Below are 26,284 nucleotides of genomic sequence, written 5' to 3'. Positions count from 1 at the left end.
TGCTTGGGGGCGCTGCCCCCTGGCGCGGCACAAGGGCGGACGGGTGGTATCCCCAGCCTTCCGCGCGGATATGTGCTGCGCACTCTCGTCACGACTTCGATCCGCTTGTGCAGGCCGGGTGATCCCCCTCCGCCCGTCCGCCCTTGCGCCTTGCACCCCCCGGTCTCGGCGACGGCCAGGGTTGCAGCGCAGCGCTGCGCTCCAACCCAGACCCATAAGGATCAAGATCATGACCTATCATCACCTTGCCACCCGGTTCGGCCGCAACAGCCATCAGATCAGCGGGCGCGAAGCGCTCGACAACGAGGCGCTTTATCGGCACGTCCCGTCGATCTTCGCCCGCGAGGCCCATGACAGCCGCTCCGAGCGTTACGTCTATGTCCCCACCATCGACATCGTGGAGGGGCTGCGCCGGGAAGGATGGTTCCCGTTCTTCGCCGTGCAGTCCGTTCCGCGTGACGGGAGCCGCCACGGCCACGCAAAGCATATGCTACGCCTGCGCCGGGATGATGGCATCGGCAAGCAGGAGGCGGCGGAAGTCATCATCGTCAATTCGCATGACGGGACCAGCAGCTACCAGATGTTCGCCGGAATGTTGCGTTTCGTCTGCACCAACAGCCTTGTGGCGGGCGAGCGGTTCGAGGACGTGCGCGTTCCCCACAAGGGCAATATTCAGCATGACATTATCGAAGGCGTCTATACCGTCGCGGAGGACTTCCCCCGGCTGATCGACGCCAGCGAAACCATGAAGGAAATCCAGCTTGGGGAAGATGAGCGCCGCGTTCTGGCCGAGGCCAGCCTTGTCGCCCGCTATGGCGCGGAGGAAAGCCCCGTTCGCCCGGATCAGATAATCCAGCCGCGCCGCCGCGAGGATGTCGGGCAAAGTCTTTGGATGACCTACAATGCCATTCAGGAGAACATGATAAGGGGCGGATTGCATGGACGCCGCCAGACTTCGGACGGCCGCATTCGCCGCAGCCAGACCCGCGCCATCAACGGCATCGACCAGAATTTCACCCTCAATCGCGCGCTCTGGACGCTGGCCGAAGGAATGCAGCGCCTTAAGACGCGATGACCGCCAATGCGTAGAGCCGGGAAACCGGCTCTACGGCTTTCCGCTTTTCAGGCTTTCAGGTTGCCCGATTTTCCGCCGATCCGGTTCAGCGGATCGGCGGCGCGGCCATGCCGGGACACGGCCGCCGCTCGCCGGGCTGCGCCCGGCTCGCGAATCAAGGTAAGCACCGTTAAGATAAAAATAACCAAATAATTTATCGAGTTACCGGCACCACTTATACTCTTGGTGCAGCTACAATCGCCGCCTGAAATCCAGCAGGCTTCCAGTTCGGGTCTGCCCTGCGCGACCCGCCATTGGGAGAAGGCGCCATGCTTAGCATCGACTGGCGTGCCCCGGCGGCATACAAGCACACCAAGAATTTGCCCGCCGCCGGTTTCGCCTGGGAATATCTTCGTCGCAACGACGAGTATCGCCATGACTTCAACGCCATTGCCCTTACCGGAGACCCCGGCGCGAGGCAATTGGAGCGGTTCGCGCAGCGCTGGGGGTTGCGATTTCCCAAGCGACCCCGACGCGTCGCCTGATCGCCAGCCCCCATTCTGGTCTCCGCGCCTTCAGCCGCAGGCGGTCATGCTGTCGCCTGTTGAACAGGAGGCCGCAGAAACCGAGCTGCTGGTCGCTCTCGCCCATCTCGATGGTCTCGATCTGCGCCGAGCGGCCGATGGCTGGCATGGCTTCTGGCAGATCGGCGACATCGCGCACCAGTTCTGGTTGCCGGATGCGGTGCCCGACGCCGCCGCTTTCTATGCCGTAACCTTGCCGATGGATTCGCTTCTGGAGCTTCGCGTCTATTCCGCGCGCCGCCTCTGGCGATCCCTGACACGGCGACCGCCGGGACCGCCTATCGGCATTTTACCCGATCAACTCCGAGAATGGCACATCCTGTCGCTGCGCGCGCTCGACGCCCGGCTGCGCGGCGAAAGCTATCGCACCATTGCCGAAGTCCTGCTCGGCTTTCGTGGCACCAAGGAGGACTTCGAGGGCGATTCCTCCAAGAACAAGGCGCGCAGGCTGGTTGCGCACGGCATCAAAATGATGCGCGGCGGTTATCGCCTGCTGCTGCATTATCCGATCAAACCCGGCAAAACCTGAATGCAGCCAGTATTTGCGGTTGCCGCCGATACCGAGCGTCACGCCTTATTGGCGGCAGCCTGCTCCAGAATCCGTTTGTAGCCCTCGCGCGAGAGCCATTGCGCGCGTTCGAGATGGCTTTGCCAGCAACGATAGGTTCGCAGTTCCTCGGCGGCAGGATCGCGATGCAGCACGATTCGCGCGACTTCCTTCCAGTCCGCATTCTCGGCCTTGGCGTCGAGTAAACGCAGATAGGTCACGAAATGTCGCTCATCATAGGTGGTGATCTCGTCGCCTGTCGGCGCTACGTCATCCACATCGGGATCAAGTTCGACAGATGTTTTCATTATTGCTCCCTTCATCCAGAAGAGTTCTGCGGTGCGCCCCCGCAAATAAACTCTCTGACTCCTGGTGATCGGGGAGTTAGTAACCGTGACTAGACGGCCCCATGGCCTTTAGCTCGGAAAGCCTGTTGTATACGCCACAGGCTCCCCGACCATAGGGTCAAGGAGTATGGTGCCGTCACGGCCGGCACCAACCGCTAGTCAGGGGTTACTACGCCCCCGGAGCAGCGCGTCTGCTCCATCTGCATTCTTAGCCGAACCGGGCGCGAAAGTCTTTGGCAATTCTGCGCGGCGGGCAATGAACCGCTGAAATCTCTCGCCTTTTCCGGCTGACTATCACCCGTCAGGGGGTGCCGCCAGCGCATAGGCGCAACTGCGGCACGCTACAGGCCGCCGATCCCTCGCCATCGTCCGCCACAGCCCGCTGTCGCTGCGACAGCCGCCTGTCTGACGAACCGGAGAGAGATTCCACATGGCCATCCGCCCCAATGCGGACCTGCCGCCGCGCCTGCTGCGCACAAAAGAAGCCGCGCGCTTCCTCGGCCTGTCCATCCGCACTCTTGAGAAACATCGCACCTATGGCACCGGCCCGACCTATCGCAAGGTCGGCGGCCGCGTCCTCTACGCCGTTCGCGATCTGGAAGCGTGGAGCGCTATCGGCACCCGCAAATCCACCAGCGACAAGAATGCCGGCAAGGTCTTCGCCGCACGTCCGCTGACGCCGCAAGAGCGGGACGAACTGTAGATGCTGCGCGACGATCCCAGACCCGCGCAGTCGAACGAAGACAGCGAGCGCACCCGCCTGGACCCGTTCATCGTAGCGACCGGCGACGCCGCCCCGCGCGACCAGCGCGATTTGATGGAACGGCCCTTCTTCTCGCTGGCGAAGCGCCCCCGCACCACGCCGATTCTCTACCGGGCCGCCGATGTCGAGGTGCAGGTCTTCGGCATGCCCGAACATGGCATGGCGACGATCTGGGATGCCGATGTGCTGATCTGGGCCGCCTCGCAGATCGTCGCGGCCGAGAACAACGGCATCCCCACGTCGCGGTTCTTCCGCTTCATGCCCTATCAGCTTTTGCGTTCGATCGGGCGCGCTACCGGCAACCGCGAATATCTATTGCTCAAGGCCGCGCTTGCGCGCCTGCAATCGACCGTCATCGCCACCACCATCCGCAACGGCAAGCATTGGCGTCGGCGTCAATTCTCATGGATCAACGAATGGGAAGAGATGACGACGCGCACCGGCCGCGTCGAGGGCATGGAGTTCGTCCTGCCCGAATGGCTCTACAACAGCGTCATCGACCGCTCGCTGGTCCTGACCATCGACCCGGCCTATTTCCGCCTGACCGGGGGCATCGAACGCTGGCTCTATCGCGTCGCCCGCAAGCATGCCGGACGCCAGCCCGACGGCTGGGCGTTCGAGGTCTCTCACCTTCACCAGAAATCCGGCAGCGCGGCGCGGCCGTCCGACTTCGCGCTCGACCTGCGGCGGATCGCGAGCCGCCAGTCGCTGCCCGGATACCTGCTCCAGACCGAATGGGAAGACGGGCGCGAATTGCTGCGTTTTCTGCCCGAAAATCTATCCACAGTGCCTGTGGATAACCATGTGAATCCTATCGGGACATTAGGCGCACGCAGTATCGGGACATTAGGCGCAAATCGCGCGCCGGACTCTATAGAAGAATCTAACAAAGAATCTAACTCTTCTTCTTTGACGCGCGCGCACGCGATCCGTGGTGCCGGTGCCAGCGCCGATAGTCGTGCTGCTTCCGGCCGCAGAGGTGCGCCATGATCGTCGCGCTCCTCAACCAGAAGGGCGGCGTCGGCAAGACCACGTTGGCGCTGCATCTCGCCGGAGCGTGGGCGCAGCGCGGCCAGCGCGTCATCCTGATCGACGCCGATCCGCAAGGTTCCGCGCTCGACTGGTCACAGACACGCGGCCACGAGGGCCTGCCAAGGCTGTTCAGCATCATCGGCCTCGCCCGTGACACGTTGCACCGGGAGGCCCCGGAGCTGGCCCGTGACGCCGATGTCGTCGTCATAGACGGGCCACCCCGCGTTGCCGGCCTCATGCGCTCGGCGCTGCTCGCCGCCGACCTGGTGCTGATCCCGGTGCAGCCATCGCCGTTCGACGGCTGGGCCTCGGCCGAGATGCTGGCGCTTCTGAAGGAAGCGCGCATCTACCGGCCCGAGCTGGCCGCCCGTTTCGTGCTCAACCGTTGCGGCGCGCGCACCGTCATTGCTCGCGAGACGGCGCAGACGCTGGCCGACCACGATCCGCCCTTGCTCGCCGCCACCATCGGCCAGCGCGTCGTCTTCGCCGACGCGGCGCAGACCGGCCGGCTCGCCTCCGAGATCGACGCCAACAGCCCGGCTTCGCGCGAGATCGCCACGCTGGCCGCCGAGATCGACCGGCTGCGGGTCGGAGGGATCGAACCATGACCGGACGCACCCGCAAACCCGCCTTCGCGTCCCGGCCGGGCGATCCCGATAACTGGATCAAGGCGGCCGACACGCCGCCGGTCGCCAAGGTCGCCGGCGAGGCGTTCACCGCCCGCCTGACGATCGACATCACGCCCGAACTGCGCGGGCGCATCAAGGTCGCGGCCTTCCGGCGCGGCATCACCGTCGCCGACATGCTGCGCGACCTGCTCGCGCGCGAATTTCCCGCCTCCGAAAGAGATCCGACATGACCGGCAACGCGGCCCGCCGCTTGCACGGCCGTCCGCTGCCGGACGGGCCTGCGCCCTTTACCACATTGGTCGAACTGACCTTCGACAAGCGCAAGATCGAGCGCTGGATACGGTTCGGCCGCAAGAGCTACGAACAGATCATCGACCGCCGCCGCAGTATCGTCGGCTTCGCGCCGGAGAGCGTCTTCGCCTTCGTCCGCTGGGCGGCGGGCGAACACGGCACGGTGATTTCACGCATCGACATCGTGCGTGCCATCGGCCGCGGCGAACCCTTCCAGACGCTGCCCTTCGTGCGCCCCGGCGGTGACATCCTGCTGCGCCTCGATAGCTGGGCGAAGGTGCAGGGCGCACTAGCCGCCATCGACGCGGTGGAAGCGCTTGGCCTCGATCCGGCCGACGCCGCGCCCCATCACTGGCGGCATGTCCACAACCGGCTGATCGCCGGTCTGGAGCCGCGCGACTACACGCCGGAGCGACACGCCGCCTGGCTCCATCGCCGGAGGATCGAGCCATGACGCGGTTCGGCTACGTCATGGTGACGTATTTCGCGGCGATGGGCGTTGGCATCGCCGCGCTGATCCCGACACCCACGAAACTGATCTGGAACGCGACGGCGAGCGCGCCCATCGGCTTCTATACCGTCGAACCGGCCGACCGAATCGAGGTGCCTGAGCTGGTCGCGATCATGCCGCCCGAACCGCTCGCCGCCTTCATGGTCGAGCGCGGTTATGTGGGGCGCGGCGTGCCGCTCCTGAAGCGCGTCCTCGGCCTTCCTGGGCAACGAATTTGCCGCAGCGGCCGCACCATCACCGTGGACGGGATCGAGATGGGCGAAGCGCTGGAGCGCGACCGGATCGGCCGTGATCTGCCCGTCTGGCAGGGCTGCCGCGTCGTCGGCGACGGCGAAATCTTCCTCATGAATTGGGAAGTCCGCGACAGCCTGGACGGCCGTTACTTCGGACCCATTCCCGCAAGTTCCGTCATCGGTCGGGCGCTGCCGCTCTGGACCGATGAGGAAGGCGACGGCCGCTACGAATGGCGCGCGCCAACGCAATGACCGCTTTCCCATCGACGGGAGCGGTGCCCGCCGATGGCGTTTCCAACCTCACCGCCAAGGAGACTGCCATGCCACAGATCGGTCAATTCACCGCCGAAAACGAAACCTTCGTGGGTCGTGTCCATACGCTCACCCTTTACCGCGAGCTGACCATTGTTCCCGCCGAGCCATCGGACGCGGAGAACGCGCCCGCCTATCGCGTCCTTCACGGCGCCGAAGATGGGCCGGAGGTCGGCGCGGGTTGGAAGGAAGTCGGAGAAAAGGCTGGCGACTACATTTCGCTGGTGATCGACGATCCTGCCTTGCCGCAGCCGATCCGCGCCAACCTCTTCCAGAACAGCAACGACAAGACGGCCTGGTCGCTGCACTGGAGCCGCCCGAAGCCGCGCGGCGGGCGGGACTGAAAGCCATGCGATCCTGCGTCATCCCCGCGTTCAAAACCCTCATCCCGTTGTTCGCGGAAAGGCCGTCTCATCCCGTCGTCCCGCTCGGCCACCGGACGGCCGGCGCGCACAGCGAAGGTCAGGGGCGGCCTCTGGCCGGCGCTCGCGCCTTGCCCTTGACCGCAGCGAGCACGCTGACAGGCTGGAGGTCGAACGGAGGCAGGGAGATCGCGCGATATGCCGGTCTGCTGCTGGCTGGCGTGCTCGCGGTCGCCGCCTGTCCGGTCGCCGTATCGGCGCAGGCCGCACCCGTCACGCGCGCGAATCCCGCCGATCCCTATGCCGGCTTCATCACCGAAGCCTCGCAGCGCTTCGGTATTCCCGAGCACTGGATTCGCGCCGTGCTGCGCGCCGAGAGCGCGGGCGACATGCGCGCGATCTCGTCGGCCGGAGCCATGGGATTGATGCAGGTCATGCCCGACACCTGGGCGGGCCTGCGCGACCGCCATGGCCTCGGCCGCGATCCCTACGATCCACGCGACAACATCATGGCGGGCGCGGCTTACCTGCGCGAAATGTGGGACCGTTACGGCAATGTCGCGGCAATGCTCGCGGCCTACAATGCCGGTCCTGGCCGCTACGACGAACATCGCGCGACCGGCCGGAGATTGCCCGCCGAGACGCGCGCCTATGTCGCCGCGCTCGCGCCGGTTCTCGGCGGCTCGGTTCGGCCTGAAACACCCGCGACAACACCGCCACCGCCGCCCGACTGGCGCGCGGCTCCGCTGTTCGTCTCGCGCTCGACCGACATGCAAACTGCCGCCACGTCGTCATCCGAAGCACAATCCGGCGGCGCTCGCGCAACCGTTCCGGTGCGCGATCCCGCCGATGCGGAGCCGCCAACCGACAGCATTTTCGTGGCTCGCGCCGATGACGGGGGAGCGCCATGAGGGGCGCGTTCCCGCGCTCGGTGCGATCCGTCCCGGTGTCCAGTCGTGCGGGGTTTCGCCTGGCTGGATTCCCGGCAGGAAGGGCGGAAAGGGCAGTAAAGGCGGAGGGCAAGATAAAGGAAACCGGCACCCTGTCGGGCCGGTTTCTGGGCAAGCCTTTGTCTGCACACTGTTTTGGGGCGCGGCGCACGGCACCCTGCTTTTGGGGCTCGCGTGCCGCGATATGTCGCAAAGCCTTGGCTTTACTGGGTTTTGACCGGCACTATAGCCGAATAGCTGCCGTTTGCGTGCCTAAACGTCATGGGATGCGCTCATGAGCGCCGACGACGAGAACCGCTTTCGCCCGAAGCCAGGTCGCATCAGGTCGGACGTGCCGAAGGCGGGCAAGGCGAAGAGCTTTCTGACGCAAGCGAAGAAGCTGGCGCGTCAGCATAGCAACGGTCCCGGTCGATCATCATCATTCGCATCACGGACCTCCTCGTCGTCTTCATCTGGTGCGGCCGGAAAGAGCGGGAAGGCTTCACGCGCTGGCAAGGGTCCGGGCGTCAAGCGTGGCCGTGGCGCGGCCTATGTTCGCGCCCGAACCCTGTCGGGCGGGTGGAGGCACAGTGCGGCCGGCGTGCGCCGCGTCGTCGTCAAAACCCGTTATGTCCAGAGCGCGGGGAAGAACGGCAAAGGGGCTGCCCATCTACGCTACATCCAGCGCGATGGCACCTCGCGCGATGGCGAACCTGGCCAGCTTTATTCCGCCACCGAGGACCGCGCCGATGGAGATGCCTTCCTTGATCGCGGCAAGGATGATCGCCACCAGTTCCGCTTTATCGTTTCGCCCGAAGATGCCGCTGATCTTTCCGACCTTACCGAACACACCCGCGATCTGATGAACCGCATCGAGGCCGACCTTGGCACGAAGCTCGACTGGGTCGCGGTCAATCACCACAATACCGGCCATCCCCATGTCCATGTCATCGTTCGGGGCAAGGACGATCTGGGCGAGAACCTGGTCATCAATGGCGACTATCTCGCCAACGGCATTCGGGAGCGGGCGAGCGAACTGACCACACTGGAACTCGGCCCCGTTACCGAGATTGAGCAGAGCCGCAAGCTGTCTCCCGAAATCGATCAGGACCGCTTCACGCGCATCGACCGCGCCATGACCGAGGAGGCCGACGAACGGTTCCTCGATCTGCGCCATGAACCGGCCGATGCACGCCGCCAGTTCAACCGTACGCTTCGCCTGCGCCGTCTCGCCAAACTGGAAAAGATGGGGCTGGCCACCGAACACGTGCCGGGCGTCTGGGAGCTTGGCGCGAAGATGGAACCGGCACTGCGTGAACTGGGTGAGCGCGGTGACATCATCCGCAACATGCACAAGGCGCTGAAGGCTGATGGGCAGGAACGTGATCCCATGACGTTCCAGCTTCATGATGCCGCGCCCGAGACGCCCATCGTCGGCCGCGTCGTGGACAAGTATCTGACCGACGAGATGGGTGAGAACCTGACCGTCGTGGTGGACGGGATCGACGGGCGCACGCATCATGTGCCGGGCATCGACCCGGCCCGCGTCGGGGATGCCCGGATCGGCAGCGTCATCGAGATCGGCCCGGCCGACACGGCGCAGCGACCATCCGACCGGACCATTGCCGCCATCGCCGAGGATGGTGTCTATCGGCCGAGCCGCCATCTGGAGCAGGCGAAGTTCGAGGGCCGCGTTCCGGGCGACGATTATGAGGGTTTTGTCGATGCCCATGTGCGTCGGCTAGAGGCGTTGCGCCGCGCCGGGATCGTCGAGCGGATCGACACCGACCAATGGCGCATCCCCGAGGATTTCGAGAGCCGCGCCGCTGCCTATGACGCCGGTCGGAACCGACAGGCCAGCGTCCGCGTCCTCTCGGCCTTCGATCTGGAAAAGCAGATCAGCGCGGAAGGCGCGACCTGGCTCGACCGGCGGATGCTCGCCAACGACGCATCGGATCTCGCGCCGGCCGGATTCGGCCAGCAGGTGCGCGAGGCGATGGATCAGCGCCGCGACCATCATATCGAACAGGGCGACGCCACCCGCCAGCAAAACGGCCGCATCTTCTACCGGCGCAGCCTTCTCGCCACGCTGCGCGAGCGCGAAGTCGCCCGCGTCGGGGCGGAGATGGCCGAGAGCAAGGCGCTGCCATTCCGGGCGGCGGCGGACGGCGAGAAGATTAGCGGCAAGTTCACCGGGACTGTCCAGCTATCGAGCGGCAAGTTCGCCGTGGTGGAAAAGAGCCACGAGTTTACCCTTGTCCCATGGCGGCCGGTCATCGACCGGCAGCTCGGCCGCGAGGTCGCGGGCACCGTGCAGGGCGGATCTGTATCGTGGCAGTTGGGGCGGCAGCGAGGGATGGGACTTTGAAAGCCTGCACCCAGCTATTCCATTCGTTTGCGGAACAGCCATGCTGCGGCCGAGAGTGTAAGAACCGCTATCGCCACAAGCGGGATCGTGTTGGCGAGAACTTCCTCCACCGGAATGTCCTTGAGGAACACTCCCCTGACGACGACAAGGAAATATCGCAGCGGGTTGGCGAGCGTTATGGGCTGTAGCCATTCCGGCATGTTCTCGATGGGCGTGGCGAAGCCGGAAAGTAGCATCGCGGGGACCATGAACAGAAATGCGCCGAGGATGGCCTGTTGCTGCGTCATCGAAAGCGCAGAGATGAACAGGCCGATACCGACCACCGAGCCGAGGAAGAACAACGCGCTGCCATAAAGCAGGAAAAGCGATCCTCGCAGCGGAATCCCGAAGATAACCACTGCCGTGATGACATAGACGGTGATGTGAAACAGCCCGATCAGCATCGGCGGGGTGAGCTTGCCGATCAGGATTTCATGTGTGCGCAGTGGCGATACCATCAGTTGGTCGAACGTGCCGAGTTCCCGCTCGCGGGCGATGGACAGCGCCGTAACGATCAGGCCGATCAGCAATGCGATTGCCCCGACAAGGTTCGGCAACATGAACCACTGGAATTCGAGATTGGGGTTGAACCAGTTACGCGGCACCACGCTGATCGCACTTGATGCAGCGCGTTGCCCTGCGGGCGTTTCGGACGCTACCGAGTTGACGATCTGGTTGAGATAGCCGCGCACGATCTGCGCGGCATTGGAGCGTCTGCCATCGAGAATGATCTGGATATCGGTCGGGCGCGCGGCCTCGATGTCGCGCGAGAACGTCGGGCCGATCTGGATCGCAGCCAGAACGGTCTGCTGGTCTATGGCCTTACGCAGTTCTTCGGGTGATGCCGCGTGCGCGATGCTTCGGAACGTCGGCGCCCCGTCAATGCGGCGGACGATCTCATGCCCCCAGCGCCCGGCGTCGCGGTTCAGCACCATGACATCCACATTCCGCACTTCGAGCGTCGCCGCGAAGGAGAAGACGACAAGCTGGATAATAGGGGGAACGATGACGATGATGCGGCTTTTCGGATCGCGAAGGATCGCGAGCAGTTCCTTGACGATCAGCGCCCTCAGCCTCGTCCACCACATCTCAGCCGATCCTCTTGCGGGTACTGCGGGCGGCGATGAGGAAGAACACGGCTCCGATCAACAGCATCATGGCGATGTTCTTTGCAAACAGCGGCCAGATATCGCCTGCGAGGAAGACCGATTGCAGGCTGGGGATCAGATAGCGGGCCGGAACGATCCTTGAGACCTGCTGGATGGGCAGCGGCATCGAGGCGATCTCGAAGATGAAGCCGGAGAGCAGAAAGGCGGGCAGAAAAGCCGAAAGCAGCGCGACCATCGACGCGAGGAACTGGTTTTTGGTGACGGCCGAGATCAATAGCCCCTGACCGAGGGCGGGGATCAGGAAGGCGGAACACAAGGCATAAAGCGCCAGAACGGACCCACGAAACGGCACGCCGAAAAGGAACACGGCAATGACGACGCAGAGCGTCATCGCCAGAAGGCCCAGAATGAAATAGGGCAGTATCTTTCCAGCAAGAAGTTCGGTGGCAGTGATCGGCGTTGCCATGATCGCCTCCATGGTGCCGCGTTCCCATTCACGCGCCACCACCAGCGAGGTCAGCAATGTGCCCACCAACGTCATGACGATAGCGATGGAACCGGGCACGAGAAAGAAACGGCTGCTGAGTTCGGGGTTGAACCAGAACCGCTGCTGAACCGTGATGGACGAGCTGGACGTGGAAAATTCCGCGTTGCGAATGGCCAGCCAATTGCTCACCGTAACCTGCGTATAGTTCTGCACGAAGTTGGCGGTGTTGGGGTCGGAGCCGTCGACGATAACCTGCACCGATGGACTGCGCCCTGCCGCGAAATCAGCTGTGAAGGTCGCGGGCACGACCACGATGCCGCCGATACGGCCGAGCGTCAGGTCGTCCTCGAATTCCCGCCGGTCCCGGCCGAGGGTCGCCTCGAACGAGGATGAGGCGTTGAAGCTGGCGGCAAGGTCCAGCGTCAACGGCGTCGTGGTCTCGACCACGAGTCCGATCCGCGTCCGGTTGGCGTCGAGCGAAACGCCGTAGCCGAAGATGAACAGGAGCACCATCGGCAGCACGAAGGCGATGAGAATGCTGCTCGGATCGCGCAGCACCTGAATCGTTTCCTTGCGCACGAGAGCCGAGAAACGCCGGATATGGGCGAAAGTGGTTGTGATCGGAATGTCGGGGGCGCTCATACCGCCATGCCTTCGTCTGAGCGCCGCACCAGGTCGATGAAGGCGTCCTCCATGGTGGGATCGGGGTTGTCCGAGGTCGCCACGCTGGCCTTCAGTTCGTCGGGCGTGCCGAGCGCGATGGAGCGCCCGCGATAGATCAGCGAGATGCGGTCGCAGTATTCCGCCTCGTCCATGAAATGCGTCGTGACCAGCACGGTCACGCCTTTCTCGACCAGTGCGTTGATATGGGTCCAGAATTCCCGCCGGGTGATCGGATCGACACCGGATGTCGGTTCGTCGAGGAATAGGGCTTCGGGCTCGTGCAGCATGGCGCAGGCTAGCGCCAGACGCTGTTTCAGACCCAGCGGCAAATCCTTGGCCGACATGTCGATGATCGGCGCGAAATCGAAAATCTCCGTCATCAGCGTGATGCGCTCACGTTTGCGCTGGCCGGACAGACCATAGACCCCGGCAAAGAAGGCGAGGTTCTGTCCGACGTCGAGATCGCCGTAGAGCGAGAATTTCTGTGCCATGTAGCCGAGCCGGTTGCGCGCCTGTGCGCCGTCGCGGCGCAGGTCGAAACCGGCTACGCGGCCTTCACCCCCGGTGGGCTTCAGAAGGCCGCAGAGCATCTTGAATGTCGTGGACTTTCCCGCACCGTTCGGCCCCAGAAGCCCGAATATCTGGCCGCGCGGTATCGTGAAGGTGATATTGTCCGACGCGGTAAAGTCGCCAAAGCGCTTTGTCAGGCCATGTGCCTCGATGACCTGCAATCCGTCCTCTGCCGGAAAGCTGCGCGAAGCTTCGGCAAGTTTGGATCGCCCGCCCGGCCCCCCGCCGAGCATGTCCACGAAAGCATCTTCGAAACGTGGCGAAGTCGGCACGATGCGTGCCTGCGGCCCTGCATCCGCCGGGATAACGGATGCGGCCTCGATATCAGGCCGGACCACCAGCCGGATCGCTTCGCCCTGAATCACACCGTCGATCACGCCATCGCGGTCGAGCGCCTTCGCCAGCACCAGCCGACGACGCCCGCCGGTATCGGTAAGCTTCATAACGCGACCCTCGACACGCCCGGTCAACGCGCCGGGCGGGCCATCGAACAGCAGTTTGCCCTGGTTGAGCAGAAGAACCGTGTCGCAGGCTTCGGCCTCGTCCAGATAGGCGGTTGCCCAGACGACGCCGATCCCTTCTCGGGTCAGGTTCTCGACCATAGCCCAGAGGTCGCGCCGCGAGATCGGATCTACGCCGACGCCGGGTTCGTCCAGCAGCAGCAAACGGGGTTTTTTCAGCAGCGCGCAGGCCAGCCCGAGTTTCTGCTTCATGCCGCCGGAGAGCTTACCGGCCAGCCGCGATGTGAACCGCTTGAGGTCGGTGAAGGTCAGCAACTCGTCGAAAACGGCGGGACGCTCCGCAGGTGCTAGACCACGCAGATCGGCATAAAGATCGAGGTTCTCGGTGATGGTGAGGTCTTCATAGAGGCCGAAGCGTTGCGGCATATATCCGATGGACGCCTGAATCGAGGCTGCGTCCGTCTGTGTGTCGAAGCCCAGCACCGAAGCCTTGCCCCCGTCAGGCTGCATCAGCCCGGTCATCAGGCGCATCAGCGTCGTCTTGCCCGCTCCATCGGGCCCGACAAGGCCCGTGATCCGGCCACCCTCGATGGAGCCGGAGACCGTATCAAGAGCAGCAGACCCCTTGCGTCCGAAACGCTTTGTCACCTCCGACAGAACGACGAGCGGGGCCGAGGGATCGGGCGAGGTCATGTGGACGATCCCGAAAGCGGTATTCTGACGGTCACGGGCATGCCCTGCCGCAGACCTTCGTCCGCTTCCGTAACCGTGATGCGCAGCCGATAGACGAGATCGGTTCTCAATTCCGGCGTTTCTACCGATTTCGGAGTGAATTCCGCGACTGGCGAGATGAAGCCAATCACGCCCCGGTATGGGCGATCCGGCGCGGTATCGGTCATGACCTCCACCGCCATGCCCGGATAGATGCGACCGAGATCAGGTTCGGCGATGTAGGCGCGCACCCAGACCGGTTGCACGAGCGACAACACATAAACTGTATCGCCTTGTGACAGGATCGCGCCAGATTCTTGTGCGCGCGAGAGGACAACACCATCTGAAGGCGCGCGCAATTCGGCATCGGCAAGCGATGTGCGGGCTGTGGATAGGTTCGCCTCTGCTGTATGAAGGTTTGCTCGTGCCGCAGCAATATCTTCTGCGCGTTCACCGTCTTCCAGAAGGCGCAACGCTTCGCGTGCAGAAGCGGCACGCGCAGCGGCCATGTCACGATTGGCTTGCGCCTCGACCAGACTAGATCGGGACACCGCTCCAGTCGGTGCAAGTGCGGCTACACGAGCCAACATCTGTTCGGTGTTCTTCAGGTCGGCGAGACGTTCTGCATGGGTGGCGCGTGCTTGTGCTATCTCGGCAGCGCGCGGGCCTGCTTCCAGCTTCTCCAGCGTTGCCCGCATGGCTTCGACCTGAGCCTCATAGGCTCGCACGCTGTCTTCAAGCGGTTTCATGTCGAGACGGGCCAGCACATTTCCTGCGACGATGTGGTCGCCTTCATCGACCAGGGCTTCCGCAAGGCGACCGCCAACCCTGAACCCGAGCCGCACCTGCCGAATATCGACATTGCCGTAAAGCGTGAGCGGTTCGGAGGCGGGAGAAGCCGTCCAGCCCAACCGCGCAGGCACATCGAGAAAATATGCGGCGGCTCCCGCGCCTGCGATGGCGACAACAACCAGCACGCGCAAGACCTTCCTGCTCATGGTCGCTCTCCCCGGTTGAAAGATTGCACGAGGTCGGTGACATGAGCGCGCATGGCATCAGCTTCCCGACCACCAATGTTTTCCCAGCCGAGCAACCGAAGCGCCGCCGCCCGTGCCATGCGGAACACGAGGATGCCGCCGACCAGAGACAGGGCGCGCAGCCGCACATGCTCGCTTGCTGGGTTGTCCGCGATGATTACCCCCACAAGACGGCAAACGATGCCGAGCATCGGTCCCATAAGGGCTTCATAAATCCGCTCGAAAGCTTCCGTCGGGGCCATTTGCTCCCTGACGATAAAGCGTGCCCCAGGCTTCGGATTGATCGCTGATCATCAGTCCCGCAAAGGTCTGAAGACCGAGATCTAGCATTTGCCGGGCCTCATCCTCCCCGACTTCGCTTCCGCCTTCATCCACCTGCGTCAGGCGGTCGAGGAGCGTTGCACGAGGGCCAGCGAGTTTCGCGGAAATGACTGCTCCGATATGTTCGGCTGCCGCGATGTAAAGTCCTTCCTTGCCGCCGAAATAGTAAGGTATGGCCTGCTGATTGACCCCGGCCGTCTCACTCAGCATTCGGGTGGTAGTGCCGTGAAAACCGTTTAGGCCGAACACGCCGATCGCCGCGTTCAGCAGCTTTTCTTTCGTAATATCACCCCGTTCGGCTTTCGACTGCTTCATCGCTGGCTCCTTTTGTCAGCATTGACTATCCCATGCGATTGATTAAGTCAATCAAATGAATTAGTTTATCCATGTCGACTCGCTTGTTGTCCGGGGAAGGGAGCGTTGATGCGGCGACTGAGAAAGGCATCTGATCTTGAAGAGCCATCACCCTTACTGCGAGGTCGCGTCCCCATGGCCGCGCTGGTCCAGACACTCGCCGTCGCCGAATACCTCAGCTTCCATCGCGCAGCCCGGGCGCTCGGCACCAGCCAGTCGAGCGTCAGTGCCCGGATCAAGGCGCTGGAAGCCGATCTTGGAATCACGGTCTTCGACCGCAACACGCGCGGCGTCCGCATGACAGAAGCTGGACGCCGTTTCGTCGATCAGGTTCATGATGCCTTGGGCATTCTGGACAGGGCAATTCAGACGGCCGGAATGCAGGCACGGGGCGAGGATGGCGAGATTCGTATCGGCGTTCATGCAATCACGCCGGGCTGTTTCCTTAACCGCCTGTTGGAAAGCTTCCACACCGAGCATTCGGGCGTCCGCCTCAGTATCACCGAAGGCACCGCACGCGACACGCAGCTCATGGTCCGAGAAGGACAACTGGATGTCGCCTTCATGGCCGGCGACCATCAAATTCCCGACCTAAATTGCCGCGTGATCTGGCATGACCGCATGATGGTGGCGTTACCGGCGCGGCATACGTTGGCAACACAACCGGATATCGAATGGAGTCAGCTCGCAGAGGAAACCTTCCTCGTTCGCCATAATGGCACCGGCCCGCAGGTGCATGATCTGATCGTGGCCCGTTCGGCCGGAAAACGGCTGACGCCATCAATTCAGCGCGTTGATGTCGAGCGCAGCACGCTGATGTCGATGATTGCCGCAGGGCATGGCATTTCGCTTTTCGTCAAGGAAAGCACCGCTGCCGCTATGGCAAATGTCGTTTTTCTGCCGATCCTTGACGAGCTTGAAGCCATCCCGTTCTCGGCGGTCTGGTCGCCGCGTAACCGCGATCCCTTGCTGTCGAACCTTCTCGCCCTAGCGACGAAAATGGGCCGCTCGCATCCAAAATCCGATTCGAGATAGATCGGGATGCACAGTGCCGAAATAGTGCTGCTCTCACCCGTCCTATTTGCCGCCGATCGTATCCCGTAGCCCTACGTCCGAACCTTTATTGTTGCCTCTCGCGGAAACACCTATTCTCTGATCGGCTTCGTCTCTCTTGCCGATTGGAGCCAGTATGCGTGGAGGCCGAATACTCTGGGGCCAGATCACAGTTGTCTTCATCATTGTTCTAGTGATGACCTGGGCGGCGACGCAATGGGTGGCGTTCCGGCTCGGCTTCCAGCCCCAGCTTGGCAATCCCTGGTTCGATCTGGCCGGTTGGCCGTTCTACTATCCGCCCGCCTTCTTCTGGTGGTGGTTCTCCTTCGACGCTTACGCGCCCGCGATCTTCATGGAAGGCGCGGCCATCGCCACGTCCGGCGGCATCCTCGCCATTGCCGCCGCCATCTTCATGTCGATCATCCGGGCGCGGGAAGCGCGCGGGGTGGCCACCTACGGTTCGGCGCGATGGGCAGAAGACAGGGAAATCCGTGCGGCCGGGCTGCTCGGCCCCGATGGTGTGCTGCTCGGCCGCTATACCCATGACTATCTGCGCCATGACGGCCCCGAGCACGTCCTATGTTTCGCCCCGACCCGGAGCGGCAAAGGCGTCGGGTTGGTGGTGCCGACGCTGCTGACCTGGCCGGGAAGCTGCATTGTCCACGACATCAAGGGCGAGAACTGGACCCTGACGGCGGGCTTCCGGGCGAAGCATGGCCGCGTGCTGCTGTTCGATCCGACCAATGCGAAGTCATCCGCCTATAACCCGTTGCTGGAGGTGCGGCAGGGTGAATGGGAAGTCCGCGACGTGCAGAACATCGCGGACATATTGGTCGATCCCGAAGGCAGCCTCGACAAGCGCAACCATTGGGAAAAGACCAGCCACAGCCTGCTGGTGGGCGCGATCTTGCATGTCCTCTATGCCGAGCCGGACAAAACCCTTTCCGGCGTCGCCAATTTTCTGTCCGATCCCCGCCGCCCGGTCGAGGCGACCTTGCGTGCGATGATGGACACGGCGCATCTCGGCGAAGCTGGGGTTCATCCCGTCATCGCCTCATCGGCGCGCGAGCTGCTGAACAAGAGCGAGAACGAACGGTCGGGCGTGCTGTCCACTGCCATGTCGTTCCTCGGCCTCTACCGCGATCCGGTCGTGGCCCGCGTCACGGATCGTTGCGACTGGCGGATTGCCGATCTGGTCGGCAGCCGCCGTCCGGTCACGCTCTACCTCGTCGTTCCGCCGTCCGACATCAACCGGACGAAACCGCTGATCCGCCTGATCCTCAACCAGATCGGCCGCAGGCTGACCGAGGAACTGACGCTATCCGGCAAGCGGCATCGCCTGCTCATGATGCTGGACGAGTTTCCCGCGCTCGGCCGTCTCGACTTCTTTGAATCGGCATTGGCCTTCATGGCCGGCTACGGCCTCAAGTCCTTCCTGATTGCCCAGAGCCTCAACCAGATCGAGCGCGCCTACGGGCCGAACAACAGCATTCTCGACAACTGCCATGTGCGCGTCGCCTTCGCCACGAACGACGAGCGCACCGCCAAGCGCGTGTCGGACTCGCTCGGCACCGCGACCGAGATGCGCGATTCCACCAACTATGCCGGCCACAGGCTCGCGCCCTGGCTTGGGCATCTGATGGTGTCGCGGCAGGAGACTGCAAGGCCGCTGCTCACGCCGGGCGAGATCATGCAGCTTCCGCCCGCAGACGAAATCGTGATGGTCGCGGGAACGCCACCGATCCGGGCGAAGAAGGCCCGGTATTTCGAGGACGCGCGATTGCAGGAACGCATCCTGCCGCCGCCCGAGTTGCCATCCGCACAAGCGGCGAAGCCAGTAACCGACGACTGGACGAGCCGCGTCATCGTCTCGGCGAACAAGCCAGCGACCAGCGCTGCCAGCGGAGCCGAGGGCGATCCCGACAATGCCGGCATCCGCCGCGAGCCGGAATTGCCCGAGCACGAGGAGATCATCCCGCCACCACCAACGCCCGCCCAGGAGTTCGACATTCTGGACGACGAGCCGGACGTGGACGCGGCCAAGGCCCGCGCGCTGCGCTCGCGGTTGCGGATGATCGCCCGGCAGGCGTCGATGAACCCCGATGACGGCATAGAGCTTTGAGAGGCCGCCCATGACAACCCGCACCCGCATGAATGTCTATTTCGACCCGGAACTGCTCAAACAGGTCGAGGCGCTGTCGTTGCGCCGGCAGGTCTCGAAGTCCGCCATCATCGAGGCGGCGGTCGCATCCTTCCTGTCTGGCGACACATCGGATCGGCTGGAAGCGGCCATGTCGCGCCGCCTGGACAAGATCGGCAGGCAGATCGGCACGCTGGACGAAGATCTCGCCGTGCTCGGCGAGACCCTTTCCTTGTTCGTCCACTTCTGGCTGACGATGACCCCGCCATTGCCGGACAGCGCCAAGCAGTCCGCCCGCATCAAGGGCAACGAGCGGTTCGAGGGCTTCATGCAGAATCTCGGCCGCAGGCTGGCGAGCGGAGACAGGTTTCTGAAAGAGCTGTCGCGCGACATCGAACGGGATAGCGATGCGGATGCCAACCCCGAACCGGACCCAAGCTGACGGCCTATCGGGATCAGGAACCCATATTTGCCGCCGCCAATGCGATCCCGAAGCCGACCAGCAACAGGCCGAAAATCCGGTCGATCCAGTGGCGCACCCCGAAAATCCGTTTCTGGATACGCGGAGCGCCAAAGAACAGGCTGACAGCGGCAAACCACACCACATGGGCCAGTGAGATGAACAGCCCATAGGCGATCCGCGTCGCCAGCGGTGTATTCACCTGAACGACCTGCATGAAGAGGCTGACGATGAAGATCGTCGTCTTCGGGTTCAGCGCGTTCGTCAGGAACCCGATCCGCAACGCCCCGAAATCCGACAGCGCCGTTTCGTTCGTCGTAACCGGCCCCTCGGCCTTGCGGCTGAACAGCATCTTCGCGCCCAGCCAGACCAGATAGGCCGCGCCGACCAGCTTCAGGATATTGAACAGCGCCGGCGACCCGCGAATCAGCACCCCGATGCCGAGGAGCGTGTAGGTCACATGGACCAGCACGCCCACGCCGATGCCGAGCGCCGTCAAAATGCCCGCGCGTCGGGAGAGCGATAGCGAGTTGCGCGACACCATGGCGAAGTCCGGCCCCGGACTGATGACGGCGAAGATGGTGATGCTGATGACGGCGAGCCATTCGGCCATAGGCGTATCCTTTCGGTTTTTCCCTTGGGTAACGCCGCGAAGGCCCTGACAAAAACGATGACTTCTGACCGAATGTGTGAGAAAAAATGACACATGAGGCAGCGCATCACATCGCTCCCGGCACTTGCCTGTTTCCGGGTTGCTGCCGAGCTTGAAAGTTTCAGCAAGGCAGCGGATCGCCTGAATCTGACACATGGCGCTGTCAGCCGTGCGGTCCGGCTACTTGAGGAAGACCTTGGCACGGCCCTGTTCGAGCGCCGCAATCGTGCGGTTTTTCTGACTGATGCCGGGCGCAGGTTGGCGCAGGTGGTGGCGCGGGGTCTCGGCGAGATCGAAGAGGAAGCGCAGCGCATCAAGGCCGAACACGCCAACGTGCCCGTCACCGTCTCATGCGAACCGACCCTGATGATGCGCTGGCTCATCCCCCGGATGCCGCAATTTCACGCTGCGCATCCGACCGCCGATGTCCGCCTGCTGGCGGGCGGCGGGCAGGTCGCCCTTGGATCGGGTATTGACCTTGCCATCCGCCGAAATGACTTCACCTGGCCGGAGACCTACATCGCGCAGCATCTTTTCGACGAACGGATTGGCCCGGTCTGCCGCCCTGACAAGGTTGCGACGTTTTTCGATACTGGCCGGATGAACGCGGCCGCGATCCTGCTGCATACGCGCACCCGGCCATCGGCCTGGACGACATGGGCTGAAATCATCGGCGAATCCTATCCGTCCAACCCCGGACAGGACTTCGAGCATTTCTATTTCAGCCTGCAAGCCGCCGTTGCGGGTCTCGGCGTCGCGATGGGGCCGTGGCATCTCGTGCAGGACGATATTCGTGCCGGTCTGCTTGCCGCGCCACGAGGCTTCAGTTTGGATGGCAGCGCCTATTGCCTGCTTTCGGCGGGAGAGCCGGAAAGCGACTCGGCGGCCGCCGAGTTTCGGCACTGGCTGGCCGATCTGGCGTCCAGTGAAGCGCAGGCGTAACCGTCGCCGCTTTTTCAACCCATCCTATTTACCGCCGATGGCCGCCGATCACCGCCGTCGCTTAGATAGTTGTTGAATCAGCCCAATTTCGGGCTTTCTTAATCGACCCCGATGCGGGGACCGTCTGTTGCGCCCCGCGAGAAATCGGGGCCGACATGACTGCACATCACCAAAAACCGGAGGCGATTGCGCGCGGCGCGCGGATGCTGCGCACGGCGCTTGGGGCCTCCATCGCCCGGTTTCTGGAAGACCCCGCCGTCATCGAGGTGATGCTGAACCCGGACGGTCGCATCTGGGTCGACCGGCTCTCGGAAGGTCTGGCCGATACCGGCGAGATGCTGTCCGCCACAGATGGCGAGCGCATCGTCCGACTGGTCGCCCATCACGTTGGAGCAGAAGTCCACGCCCGATCCCCGCGCGTCTCGGCCGAACTGCCTGAGACTGGCGAACGGTTTGAAGGCTTGTTGCCGCCCGTTGTCGCCGCGCCCGCCTTTGCCATCCGCAAGCCCGCCGTCGCGGTCTTCACGCTCGACGATTATGTGGCGGCCGGCATCATGTCCGCCGATCAGGCCCAAACGCTGCGCGAAGCCGTAGCGTCACGCGCCAACATCCTCGTCGCGGGCGGCACGTCCACCGGCAAGACCACACTGACCAATGCGCTCTTGGCCGAAGTGGCGAAGACACAGGATCGCGTCGTCATCATCGAGGACACGCGCGAACTGCAATGCGCCGCGCCCAATCTTGTCGCCATGCGGACGAAAGACGGCGTGGCAACACTTTCCGATCTGGTCCGTTCCTCGCTACGCCTGCGCCCCGACCGCATCCCCATCGGCGAGGTGCGCGGATCGGAAGCCCTCGACCTGCTGAAAGCATGGGGCACCGGCCATCCGGGCGGGATCGGCACTATCCACGCGGGCACAGGCATCGGTGCGCTCCGTCGTCTTGAACAGCTCATCCAAGAGGCTGTCGTCACCGTCCCGCGCGCGCTGATCGCCGAGACCATCGACCTCGTTGCCGTCCTCGCCGGACGCGGTTCCGCGCGCCGGCTGGCCGAACTCGCCCGCGTCGAAGGGCTGGGGCCGGACGGCGACTACCGCATCACCCCCGCAACTAGCACCAGCCCGAAAGGAGACCCTTCATGATCCCTGCATTTTCCCGCGCCTGCCGTGTCATGGCGACATCGGCGGCAATCGTTTCCATCAGCCTCATGCTCGCCCCGGCCGCGCATGCGTCCGGCTCGTCGATGCCCTGGGAAGCGCCGCTCCAGAGCATCCTTCAGTCGATCGAGGGGCCGGTCGCCAAGATCATCGCCGTGATCGTGATTATCGCCACCGGCCTCGCGCTGGCCTTCGGCGATACCTCGGGCGGCTTCCGCCGCCTGATCCAGATCGTCTTCGGCCTGTCAATCGCCTTCGCAGCGTCGAGCTTCTTCCTGTCGTTCTTCTCCTTCGGCGGCGGGGCGCTCGTCTGATGGCGGGCGGACTTGAACAACTCGACGCGGTGCCGGGCTTCACTGTCCCGGTTCACCGGGCGCTGACCGAGCATATTTTGCTCGGCGGCGCTCCGCGCTCCATCGCCATCATGAACGGAACGCTGGCCGGGGCCGTGGGCCTCGGCCTGCGCCTCTGGCTGGTCGGCCTCGCCCTTTGGGCCATCGGCCACTTCGCCGCCGTGTGGATGGCGAAGCGCGACCCGCTCTTTGTCGAGGTGGGCCGCAGGCATCTGCGCATTCCCGGCCATCTGTCGGTGTGAGGGCGCAGCCATGATGAACCTTGCCGAATATCGCCGCACCGCCAGTCGTCTCGCGGATTTCCTGCCCTGGGCCGCACTGGTCGGCTCCGGCGTCGTCTTGAACAAGGACGGCAGTTTCCAGAGGACGGCGAAGTTTCGCGGTCCCGATCTGGATTCCGCCGTCGCCGCCGAGCTGGTCGCCGTCGCAGGCCGCATCAACAACGCCGTCCGCCGTCTCGGATCGGGCTGGAGCATCTTCGTCGAAGCGCAGCGCTCCGAAGCCGCAACCTATCCGGCGAGCCAATTTCCCGAAGCCGCATCCGCGCTGCTCGACGCCGAGCGCAAGGCCGGTTTCGAGGAAGCCGGGACGCATTTCGTGTCGGGCTATTTCCTGACCTTCCTCTGGCTGCCGCCCGCCGAGGACGCCGCCCGCGCGGAAACCTGGCTCTACGAGGGCCGCGAGCAATCCGGCGTGGACCCGTGGGAATTGCTGCGCGGTTTCATCGACCGCACCGACCGCGTTCTGGCGTTGCTCGACGGCTTCATGCCGGAATGTTGCTGGCTCGATGACGCCGGCACGCTGACCTATCTCCACTCCACCATCTCGACCAACCGGCATCGCGTGCGCGTCCCCGAGGTGCCGATGCACCTCGACGCGCTGCTCGCCGACCAGCCGTTGACCGGCGGGCTGGAGCCGCGTCTTGGCGACCAGCATCTGCGCGTCCTGACCATCATCGGCTTCCCGACCGCGACGACGCCCGGCCTGCTTGATGAGATGAACCGGCTGCCGTTCCCCTATCGGTGGAGCACCCGCGCCATTCTGCTCGACAAGGTGGATGCCACCAAGCTGCTGACGCGCATCCGCCGTCAGTGGTTCGCCAAGCGCAAGAGCATCGCCGCGATCCTCAAGGAAGTCATGACCAACGAGGCAAGCGCCCTCGTGGACACGGATGCGGCGAACAAGGCGGCCGATGCCGACATGGCCCTGCAGGAACTCGGCGCAGACATGGCAGGCATGGCCTATGTCACGGCGACCATCACCGTCTGGGATGCCGACCCGCGCATAGCCGACGAGAAACTGCGCCTCGCCGAAAAGATCATTCAGGGCCGCGACTTCACTGCGATGCCCGAAACCGTCAACGCCGTCGATGCCTGGCTCGGCTCGATCCCCGGACACGCCTACGCGAACGTCCGGCAGCCGCCGGTCTCGACGCTGAACCTCGCCCACATGATTCCCCTGAGCGCCGTGTGGGCGGGGCCGGAACGGGACGAGCATTTCAGCGCGCCCCCGCTGTTCTTCGGCAAGACCGAAGGCTCGACCCCGTTCCGGTTTTCCCTTCACGTCGGCGATGTCGGCCATACCCTCGTCGTCGGCCCGACCGGCGCGGGCAAGTCGGTCTTGCTCGCGCTCATGGCCTTACAGTTCCGTCGCTACACAGGCTCGCAGGTCTTCGCCTTCGACTTCGGCGGCTCGATCCGGGTCGCATCGCTCGCCATGGGCGGCGACTGGCACGACCTGGGCGGCGGCCTGACGGAAGGGGACGAGGCGTCCGTTTCGCTCCAGCCGCTCGCCCGGATCGACCAACCTCACGAACGCGCCTGGGCCGCAGATTGGATCGCCGCCATTCTCGGCCGCGAGGGCGTGCCCATCACGCCCGAGGCCAAGGAATATATCTGGACGGCGCTCACATCGCTGTCGTCCGCCCCGGTCGGGGAACGCACTATCACCGGCCTCACGGTCCTACTGCAATCCAACGATCTGAAACAGGCATTGCGGCCCTATTGCATCGGCGGCGCTTATGGCCGGCTGCTCGACGCCGAGGTCGAACATCTTGGGCATGCCGATGTGCAGGCGTTCGAGATCGAGGGGCTTGTCGGAACCGGCGCGGCCCCGGCCGTGCTCGCTTACCTGTTCCACCGGATAGGCGACCGGCTCGACGGGCGGCCCACGCTGCTCATCATCGACGAAGGCTGGCTGGCGCTGGACGACGAGGGGTTCGCCACCCAGCTTCGGGAATGGCTGAAGACGCTGCGCAAGAAGAACGCCAGCGTCATCTTCGCTACGCAGTCGCTATCGGACATCGACGGCAGCAACATCGCGCCCGCCATCATCGAAAGCTGCCCGACGCGGCTGCTCCTGCCGAACGAGCGGGCCATCGAACCCCAGATCACGGCCATCTATCGCCGCTTCGGGTTGAATGACCGGCAGATCGAAATCCTCGCGCGGGCAACGCCCAAGCGTGACTACTATTGCCAGTCGCGGCGCGGCAACCGCCTGTTCGAGCTGGGCTTGTCTGAAGTCGGCCTCGCGCTCTGCGCCGCATCCGCAAAATCCGACCACAAACGCATCGCCGAACTTATCGCCGAGCATGGTCGCGACGGCTTCCTCGCGGCGTGGCTGCGCCTGCGCGGCGTTGAATGGGCGGCCGACCTCATCCCCGATCTTACCAATCTTGCCGACCTGACGGAAATCGCCCCGCCGGTCGTGCCTGATGCCCCCCAAGCAGAGGAGACTTTTCCATGATCCGTGTTCCCGTTCCCCGCTTCACCAGCGCTTCGGTGCTCGCGCTGGCGCTTGCCATGCCCATCGCGCTGTCGCCCATGCTGACCAGCCCGGCCCACGCGCAATTCGGCTTCGGCCGCATCGTCTATGACCCGACCAACTACGCGCAAAACCTGCTCACCGCCGCGCGCACGCTGGAGCAGATCAACAACCAGATCACCTCGCTTCAGAACGAGGCGACCATGCTCATCAATCAGGCGAGGAATCTGGCGAGCCTGCCATATTCATCGCTTCAGCAGCTCCAGCAGAACGTGCAGCGCACGCAGCAGCTTTTGAGCCAGGCGCAGAACATCGCCTTCGATGTCCAGAACGTCGATCAGATCTTCCAGAGCCAATATGGCAATGTCTCGCTGTCGGCGACCGATACGCAGCTCGTCGCCGATGCCCGCTCGCGCTGGCAGAACACGGTCGGCGGCTTGCAGGACGCCATGCGCGTGCAGGCCGGCGTCGTCGGCAATATCGACACCAACCGCACGCAGATGTCGGAGCTTGTCGGCCAGAGCCAGGGCGCGACCGGCGCGCTGCAAGCCACGCAGGCCGGCAACCAGCTTCTCGCCCTGCAATCGCAGCAGCTTTCCGACCTGATCGCGCTGATGTCCGCCAACGGAAGGTCGGAAGCGCTCATCGAAGCCGAACGCGCCACCGCCGCCGAACAGGGCCGCGTCCAGCGTGAGCGCTTCCTGACGCCGGGATCGGGCTACCAACCCGGCAACGCGCAGATGTTCGGCAACGGCAACAACTGATCGGACAGGAGGGGCGCGACATGGACGGCAAGATGCTGGCCCGGCTGGGCGCGATCATATTCGTCGCCATCGCCATCACCGCCACGGTGATCGAGATGACCCGCAACGACGAGCCGCCGCGCGGCACGCCCGCGCCGGAGCTACAGCGCCCCGCCGATCCGCTGCGCCAGAGCCTGCGCGATTGCCAGCGCCTTGGCGAGGCGGCCGCGAGCGATCCCGGCTGCCTCGCCACCTGGGCCGAGAACCGTGATCGGTTTCTCGGCCGGACGCCGGTGCCCGCCGCCCC

Annotated in this window: 31 protein-coding genes; 22 read left to right on the top strand and 9 right to left on the bottom strand. The window is 64.0% G+C overall.

Annotated features, from left to right (window positions below):
* Window positions 1-229: 229 nt before the first annotated feature.
* Window positions 230-1,075: a DUF932 domain-containing protein gene (locus CG51_RS16930; RefSeq protein WP_035747004.1), complete on the top strand. Its 846-nt coding sequence runs from the start codon at window positions 230-232 to the stop codon at window positions 1,073-1,075.
* A 47-nt stretch (window positions 1,076-1,122) separates the two neighbouring features.
* Here the strand turns inward: CG51_RS16930 and CG51_RS20230 are convergent, their stop codons facing one another.
* Window positions 1,123-1,491: a hypothetical protein gene (locus CG51_RS20230; RefSeq protein ID WP_156961353.1), complete on the bottom strand. Its 369-nt coding sequence runs from the start codon at window positions 1,489-1,491 to the stop codon at window positions 1,123-1,125.
* On the opposite strand from CG51_RS20230, the gene CG51_RS20820 reads away from it, so the two are divergent.
* A complete protein-coding gene (locus CG51_RS20820; RefSeq protein WP_233141381.1) occupies window positions 1,435-1,599 on the top strand; it encodes a transcriptional regulator domain-containing protein in 165 nt (54 codons plus the stop codon). The genes CG51_RS20230 and CG51_RS20820 overlap by 57 nt on opposite strands.
* A 46-nt stretch (window positions 1,600-1,645) precedes the next feature.
* A complete protein-coding gene (locus CG51_RS16920) occupies window positions 1,646-2,167 on the top strand; it encodes a DUF2285 domain-containing protein (protein ID WP_035747001.1) in 522 nt (173 codons plus the stop codon).
* 38 nt (window positions 2,168-2,205) lie between these two features.
* Here CG51_RS16920 and CG51_RS16915 read toward each other — a convergent pair whose 3' ends face one another.
* A complete protein-coding gene (locus CG51_RS16915; RefSeq protein WP_035746999.1) occupies window positions 2,206-2,493 on the bottom strand; it encodes a DNA -binding domain-containing protein in 288 nt (95 codons plus the stop codon).
* 469 nt (window positions 2,494-2,962) lie between these two features.
* On the opposite strand from CG51_RS16915, the gene CG51_RS16910 reads away from it, so the two are divergent.
* The 9 genes from CG51_RS16910 (at window position 2,963) to CG51_RS21070 (ending at window position 9,962) form a co-directional block, all read left to right on the top strand.
* On the top strand, window positions 2,963-3,235 hold the full coding sequence (locus CG51_RS16910; RefSeq protein WP_248783387.1) for a helix-turn-helix transcriptional regulator: 273 nt from the start codon (window positions 2,963-2,965) through the stop codon (window positions 3,233-3,235).
* On the top strand, window positions 3,236-4,285 hold the full coding sequence (locus CG51_RS16905) for a replication initiator protein A (protein ID WP_051930795.1): 1,050 nt from the start codon (window positions 3,236-3,238) through the stop codon (window positions 4,283-4,285).
* Window positions 4,282-4,935 (top strand): ParA family partition ATPase, encoded by a 654-nt coding sequence (gene parA / locus CG51_RS16900; RefSeq protein WP_035746996.1) that lies wholly within the window; start codon window positions 4,282-4,284, stop codon window positions 4,933-4,935. Before CG51_RS16905 ends, parA begins: the two co-directional genes overlap by 4 nt.
* Entirely contained in the window at window positions 4,932-5,186 is a 255-nt protein-coding gene (locus CG51_RS16895) for a hypothetical protein (RefSeq protein ID WP_035746993.1), read from the top strand. The genes parA and CG51_RS16895 overlap by 4 nt, the downstream gene beginning before the upstream one ends.
* Window positions 5,183-5,701: a DUF2840 domain-containing protein gene (locus CG51_RS16890; protein WP_035746992.1), complete on the top strand. Its 519-nt coding sequence runs from the start codon at window positions 5,183-5,185 to the stop codon at window positions 5,699-5,701. Before CG51_RS16895 ends, CG51_RS16890 begins: the two co-directional genes overlap by 4 nt.
* A complete protein-coding gene (locus CG51_RS16885; protein ID WP_035746990.1) occupies window positions 5,698-6,243 on the top strand; it encodes a S26 family signal peptidase in 546 nt (181 codons plus the stop codon). Before CG51_RS16890 ends, CG51_RS16885 begins: the two co-directional genes overlap by 4 nt.
* Before the next feature lie 68 nt (window positions 6,244-6,311).
* Window positions 6,312-6,647 (top strand): DUF736 domain-containing protein, encoded by a 336-nt coding sequence (locus tag CG51_RS16880; protein WP_035747012.1) that lies wholly within the window; start codon window positions 6,312-6,314, stop codon window positions 6,645-6,647.
* 155 nt (window positions 6,648-6,802) lie between these two features.
* Window positions 6,803-7,576, top strand: coding sequence for a lytic transglycosylase domain-containing protein (locus CG51_RS16875; protein ID WP_233141375.1), 774 nt, complete (start codon window positions 6,803-6,805; stop codon window positions 7,574-7,576).
* Between the two features lie 313 nt (window positions 7,577-7,889).
* On the top strand, window positions 7,890-9,962 hold the full coding sequence (locus tag CG51_RS21070; protein WP_035746988.1) for a relaxase/mobilization nuclease domain-containing protein: 2,073 nt from the start codon (window positions 7,890-7,892) through the stop codon (window positions 9,960-9,962).
* A 14-nt stretch (window positions 9,963-9,976) separates the two neighbouring features.
* Here CG51_RS21070 and CG51_RS16865 read toward each other — a convergent pair whose 3' ends face one another.
* From CG51_RS16865 to CG51_RS20600, 6 genes are read right to left on the bottom strand one after another with little or no spacing between them, the layout of a single operon-like run.
* Window positions 9,977-11,089, bottom strand: a complete 1,113-nt coding sequence (locus tag CG51_RS16865) for an ABC transporter permease (protein WP_035746986.1) — start codon at window positions 11,087-11,089, stop codon at window positions 9,977-9,979.
* 1 nt (window position 11,090) lies between these two features.
* A complete protein-coding gene (locus tag CG51_RS16860; protein WP_088239129.1) occupies window positions 11,091-12,239 on the bottom strand; it encodes an ABC transporter permease in 1,149 nt (382 codons plus the stop codon).
* On the bottom strand, window positions 12,236-13,984 hold the full coding sequence (locus CG51_RS16855) for an ATP-binding cassette domain-containing protein (protein ID WP_035746983.1): 1,749 nt from the start codon (window positions 13,982-13,984) through the stop codon (window positions 12,236-12,238). The genes CG51_RS16860 and CG51_RS16855 overlap by 4 nt, the downstream gene beginning before the upstream one ends.
* Window positions 13,981-15,000 (bottom strand): secretion protein HlyD, encoded by a 1,020-nt coding sequence (gene hlyD / locus CG51_RS16850; protein WP_035746980.1) that lies wholly within the window; start codon window positions 14,998-15,000, stop codon window positions 13,981-13,983. The genes CG51_RS16855 and hlyD overlap by 4 nt, the downstream gene beginning before the upstream one ends.
* The gene (locus CG51_RS20605; RefSeq protein ID WP_198947729.1) at window positions 14,997-15,281 is read right to left on the bottom strand and encodes a CerR family C-terminal domain-containing protein; all 285 of its coding nucleotides are present in this window, start codon (window positions 15,279-15,281) and stop codon (window positions 14,997-14,999) included. The genes hlyD and CG51_RS20605 overlap by 4 nt, the downstream gene beginning before the upstream one ends.
* On the bottom strand, window positions 15,247-15,675 hold the full coding sequence (locus CG51_RS20600; protein WP_198947728.1) for a TetR family transcriptional regulator: 429 nt from the start codon (window positions 15,673-15,675) through the stop codon (window positions 15,247-15,249). The genes CG51_RS20605 and CG51_RS20600 overlap by 35 nt, the downstream gene beginning before the upstream one ends.
* 174 nt (window positions 15,676-15,849) lie before the next feature.
* Between CG51_RS20600 and CG51_RS16840 the strand changes: the two genes are divergently transcribed.
* The 3 genes from CG51_RS16840 to CG51_RS16830 all read left to right on the top strand — a co-directional run bounded on the left by CG51_RS16840 (window position 15,850) and on the right by CG51_RS16830 (window position 19,349).
* Window positions 15,850-16,749: a LysR family transcriptional regulator gene (locus tag CG51_RS16840; protein ID WP_035746977.1), complete on the top strand. Its 900-nt coding sequence runs from the start codon at window positions 15,850-15,852 to the stop codon at window positions 16,747-16,749.
* 154 nt (window positions 16,750-16,903) lie between these two features.
* Complete coding sequence (locus CG51_RS16835; RefSeq protein ID WP_035746974.1) at window positions 16,904-18,889, top strand: conjugal transfer protein TraG; 1,986 nt, start codon at window positions 16,904-16,906, stop codon at window positions 18,887-18,889.
* Between the two features lie 10 nt (window positions 18,890-18,899).
* Window positions 18,900-19,349 carry a ribbon-helix-helix domain-containing protein gene (locus CG51_RS16830; RefSeq protein ID WP_035746972.1) on the top strand — a complete coding sequence of 150 codons (450 nt, stop codon included), beginning with the start codon at window positions 18,900-18,902 and terminating at the stop codon, window positions 19,347-19,349.
* A 13-nt stretch (window positions 19,350-19,362) separates the two neighbouring features.
* Here the strand turns inward: CG51_RS16830 and CG51_RS16825 are convergent, their stop codons facing one another.
* Window positions 19,363-19,980: a LysE family translocator gene (locus tag CG51_RS16825; protein ID WP_035746970.1), complete on the bottom strand. Its 618-nt coding sequence runs from the start codon at window positions 19,978-19,980 to the stop codon at window positions 19,363-19,365.
* A gap of 93 nt (window positions 19,981-20,073) precedes the next feature.
* Between CG51_RS16825 and CG51_RS16820 the strand changes: the two genes are divergently transcribed.
* From CG51_RS16820 to trbK-alt, 7 genes are all read left to right on the top strand, one after another.
* Window positions 20,074-20,961: a LysR family transcriptional regulator gene (locus CG51_RS16820; RefSeq protein ID WP_051930793.1), complete on the top strand. Its 888-nt coding sequence runs from the start codon at window positions 20,074-20,076 to the stop codon at window positions 20,959-20,961.
* Window positions 20,962-21,164: 203 nt separating this feature from the next.
* A complete protein-coding gene (gene trbB / locus CG51_RS16815; RefSeq protein WP_428829760.1) occupies window positions 21,165-22,103 on the top strand; it encodes a P-type conjugative transfer ATPase TrbB in 939 nt (312 codons plus the stop codon).
* Window positions 22,100-22,432: a TrbC/VirB2 family type IV secretion system protein gene (locus CG51_RS16810; protein WP_035746965.1), complete on the top strand. Its 333-nt coding sequence runs from the start codon at window positions 22,100-22,102 to the stop codon at window positions 22,430-22,432. Before trbB ends, CG51_RS16810 begins: the two co-directional genes overlap by 4 nt.
* The gene (locus tag CG51_RS16805) at window positions 22,432-22,713 is read left to right on the top strand and encodes a VirB3 family type IV secretion system protein (RefSeq protein WP_035746963.1); all 282 of its coding nucleotides are present in this window, start codon (window positions 22,432-22,434) and stop codon (window positions 22,711-22,713) included. Before CG51_RS16810 ends, CG51_RS16805 begins: the two co-directional genes overlap by 1 nt.
* Before the next feature lie 10 nt (window positions 22,714-22,723).
* On the top strand, window positions 22,724-25,216 hold the full coding sequence (gene trbE, locus CG51_RS16800; RefSeq protein WP_035746962.1) for a conjugal transfer protein TrbE: 2,493 nt from the start codon (window positions 22,724-22,726) through the stop codon (window positions 25,214-25,216).
* The gene (gene trbJ, locus CG51_RS16795) at window positions 25,213-25,998 is read left to right on the top strand and encodes a P-type conjugative transfer protein TrbJ (protein ID WP_035746953.1); all 786 of its coding nucleotides are present in this window, start codon (window positions 25,213-25,215) and stop codon (window positions 25,996-25,998) included. The genes trbE and trbJ overlap by 4 nt, the downstream gene beginning before the upstream one ends.
* Before the next feature lie 20 nt (window positions 25,999-26,018).
* A partial coding sequence (gene trbK-alt, locus CG51_RS16790) for a putative entry exclusion protein TrbK-alt (RefSeq protein WP_035747006.1) occupies window positions 26,019-26,284 on the top strand: 266 nt, incomplete at its 3' end.

Origin of the sequence: Haematobacter missouriensis, assembly GCF_000740775.1 — a bacterium.
Lineage (GTDB): Bacteria > Pseudomonadota > Alphaproteobacteria > Rhodobacterales > Rhodobacteraceae > Haematobacter > Haematobacter missouriensis.
The sequence above is the reverse complement of the archived record's forward strand: the minus strand, read 5'-3'. Positions and strand labels throughout refer to the sequence as shown.

Bases quoted from the DNA above. Each gene is read 5' to 3' on its own strand.
- CG51_RS16930 (WP_035747004.1), top strand. From the start codon at position 230: ATGACCTATCATCACCTTGCCACCCGGTTCGGCCGCAACAGCCATCAG.
- CG51_RS20230 (WP_156961353.1), bottom strand. From the start codon at position 1,491: ATGGCGATACTCGTCGTTGCGACGAAGATATTCCCAGGCGAAACCGGC.
- CG51_RS16920 (WP_035747001.1), top strand. From the start codon at position 1,646: ATGCTGTCGCCTGTTGAACAGGAGGCCGCAGAAACCGAGCTGCTGGTC.
- CG51_RS16915 (WP_035746999.1), bottom strand. From the start codon at position 2,493: ATGAAAACATCTGTCGAACTTGATCCCGATGTGGATGACGTAGCGCCG.
- CG51_RS16910 (WP_248783387.1), top strand. From the start codon at position 2,963: ATGGCCATCCGCCCCAATGCGGACCTGCCGCCGCGCCTGCTGCGCACA.
- CG51_RS16905 (WP_051930795.1), top strand. From the start codon at position 3,236: ATGCTGCGCGACGATCCCAGACCCGCGCAGTCGAACGAAGACAGCGAG.
- parA (WP_035746996.1), top strand. From the start codon at position 4,282: ATGATCGTCGCGCTCCTCAACCAGAAGGGCGGCGTCGGCAAGACCACG.
- CG51_RS16895 (WP_035746993.1), top strand. From the start codon at position 4,932: ATGACCGGACGCACCCGCAAACCCGCCTTCGCGTCCCGGCCGGGCGAT.
- CG51_RS16890 (WP_035746992.1), top strand. From the start codon at position 5,183: ATGACCGGCAACGCGGCCCGCCGCTTGCACGGCCGTCCGCTGCCGGAC.
- CG51_RS16885 (WP_035746990.1), top strand. From the start codon at position 5,698: ATGACGCGGTTCGGCTACGTCATGGTGACGTATTTCGCGGCGATGGGC.
- CG51_RS16880 (WP_035747012.1), top strand. From the start codon at position 6,312: ATGCCACAGATCGGTCAATTCACCGCCGAAAACGAAACCTTCGTGGGT.
- CG51_RS21070 (WP_035746988.1), top strand. From the start codon at position 7,890: ATGAGCGCCGACGACGAGAACCGCTTTCGCCCGAAGCCAGGTCGCATC.
- CG51_RS16865 (WP_035746986.1), bottom strand. From the start codon at position 11,089: ATGTGGTGGACGAGGCTGAGGGCGCTGATCGTCAAGGAACTGCTCGCG.
- CG51_RS16860 (WP_088239129.1), bottom strand. From the start codon at position 12,239: ATGAGCGCCCCCGACATTCCGATCACAACCACTTTCGCCCATATCCGG.
- CG51_RS16855 (WP_035746983.1), bottom strand. From the start codon at position 13,984: ATGACCTCGCCCGATCCCTCGGCCCCGCTCGTCGTTCTGTCGGAGGTG.
- hlyD (WP_035746980.1), bottom strand. From the start codon at position 15,000: ATGAGCAGGAAGGTCTTGCGCGTGCTGGTTGTTGTCGCCATCGCAGGC.
- CG51_RS20605 (WP_198947729.1), bottom strand. From the start codon at position 15,281: ATGGCCCCGACGGAAGCTTTCGAGCGGATTTATGAAGCCCTTATGGGA.
- CG51_RS20600 (WP_198947728.1), bottom strand. From the start codon at position 15,675: ATGAAGCAGTCGAAAGCCGAACGGGGTGATATTACGAAAGAAAAGCTG.
- CG51_RS16840 (WP_035746977.1), top strand. From the start codon at position 15,850: ATGGCCGCGCTGGTCCAGACACTCGCCGTCGCCGAATACCTCAGCTTC.
- CG51_RS16835 (WP_035746974.1), top strand. From the start codon at position 16,904: ATGCGTGGAGGCCGAATACTCTGGGGCCAGATCACAGTTGTCTTCATC.
- CG51_RS16830 (WP_035746972.1), top strand. From the start codon at position 18,900: ATGACAACCCGCACCCGCATGAATGTCTATTTCGACCCGGAACTGCTC.
- CG51_RS16825 (WP_035746970.1), bottom strand. From the start codon at position 19,980: ATGGCCGAATGGCTCGCCGTCATCAGCATCACCATCTTCGCCGTCATC.
- CG51_RS16820 (WP_051930793.1), top strand. From the start codon at position 20,074: ATGAGGCAGCGCATCACATCGCTCCCGGCACTTGCCTGTTTCCGGGTT.
- trbB (WP_428829760.1), top strand. From the start codon at position 21,165: ATGCTGCGCACGGCGCTTGGGGCCTCCATCGCCCGGTTTCTGGAAGAC.
- CG51_RS16810 (WP_035746965.1), top strand. From the start codon at position 22,100: ATGATCCCTGCATTTTCCCGCGCCTGCCGTGTCATGGCGACATCGGCG.
- CG51_RS16805 (WP_035746963.1), top strand. From the start codon at position 22,432: ATGGCGGGCGGACTTGAACAACTCGACGCGGTGCCGGGCTTCACTGTC.
- trbE (WP_035746962.1), top strand. From the start codon at position 22,724: ATGATGAACCTTGCCGAATATCGCCGCACCGCCAGTCGTCTCGCGGAT.
- trbJ (WP_035746953.1), top strand. From the start codon at position 25,213: ATGATCCGTGTTCCCGTTCCCCGCTTCACCAGCGCTTCGGTGCTCGCG.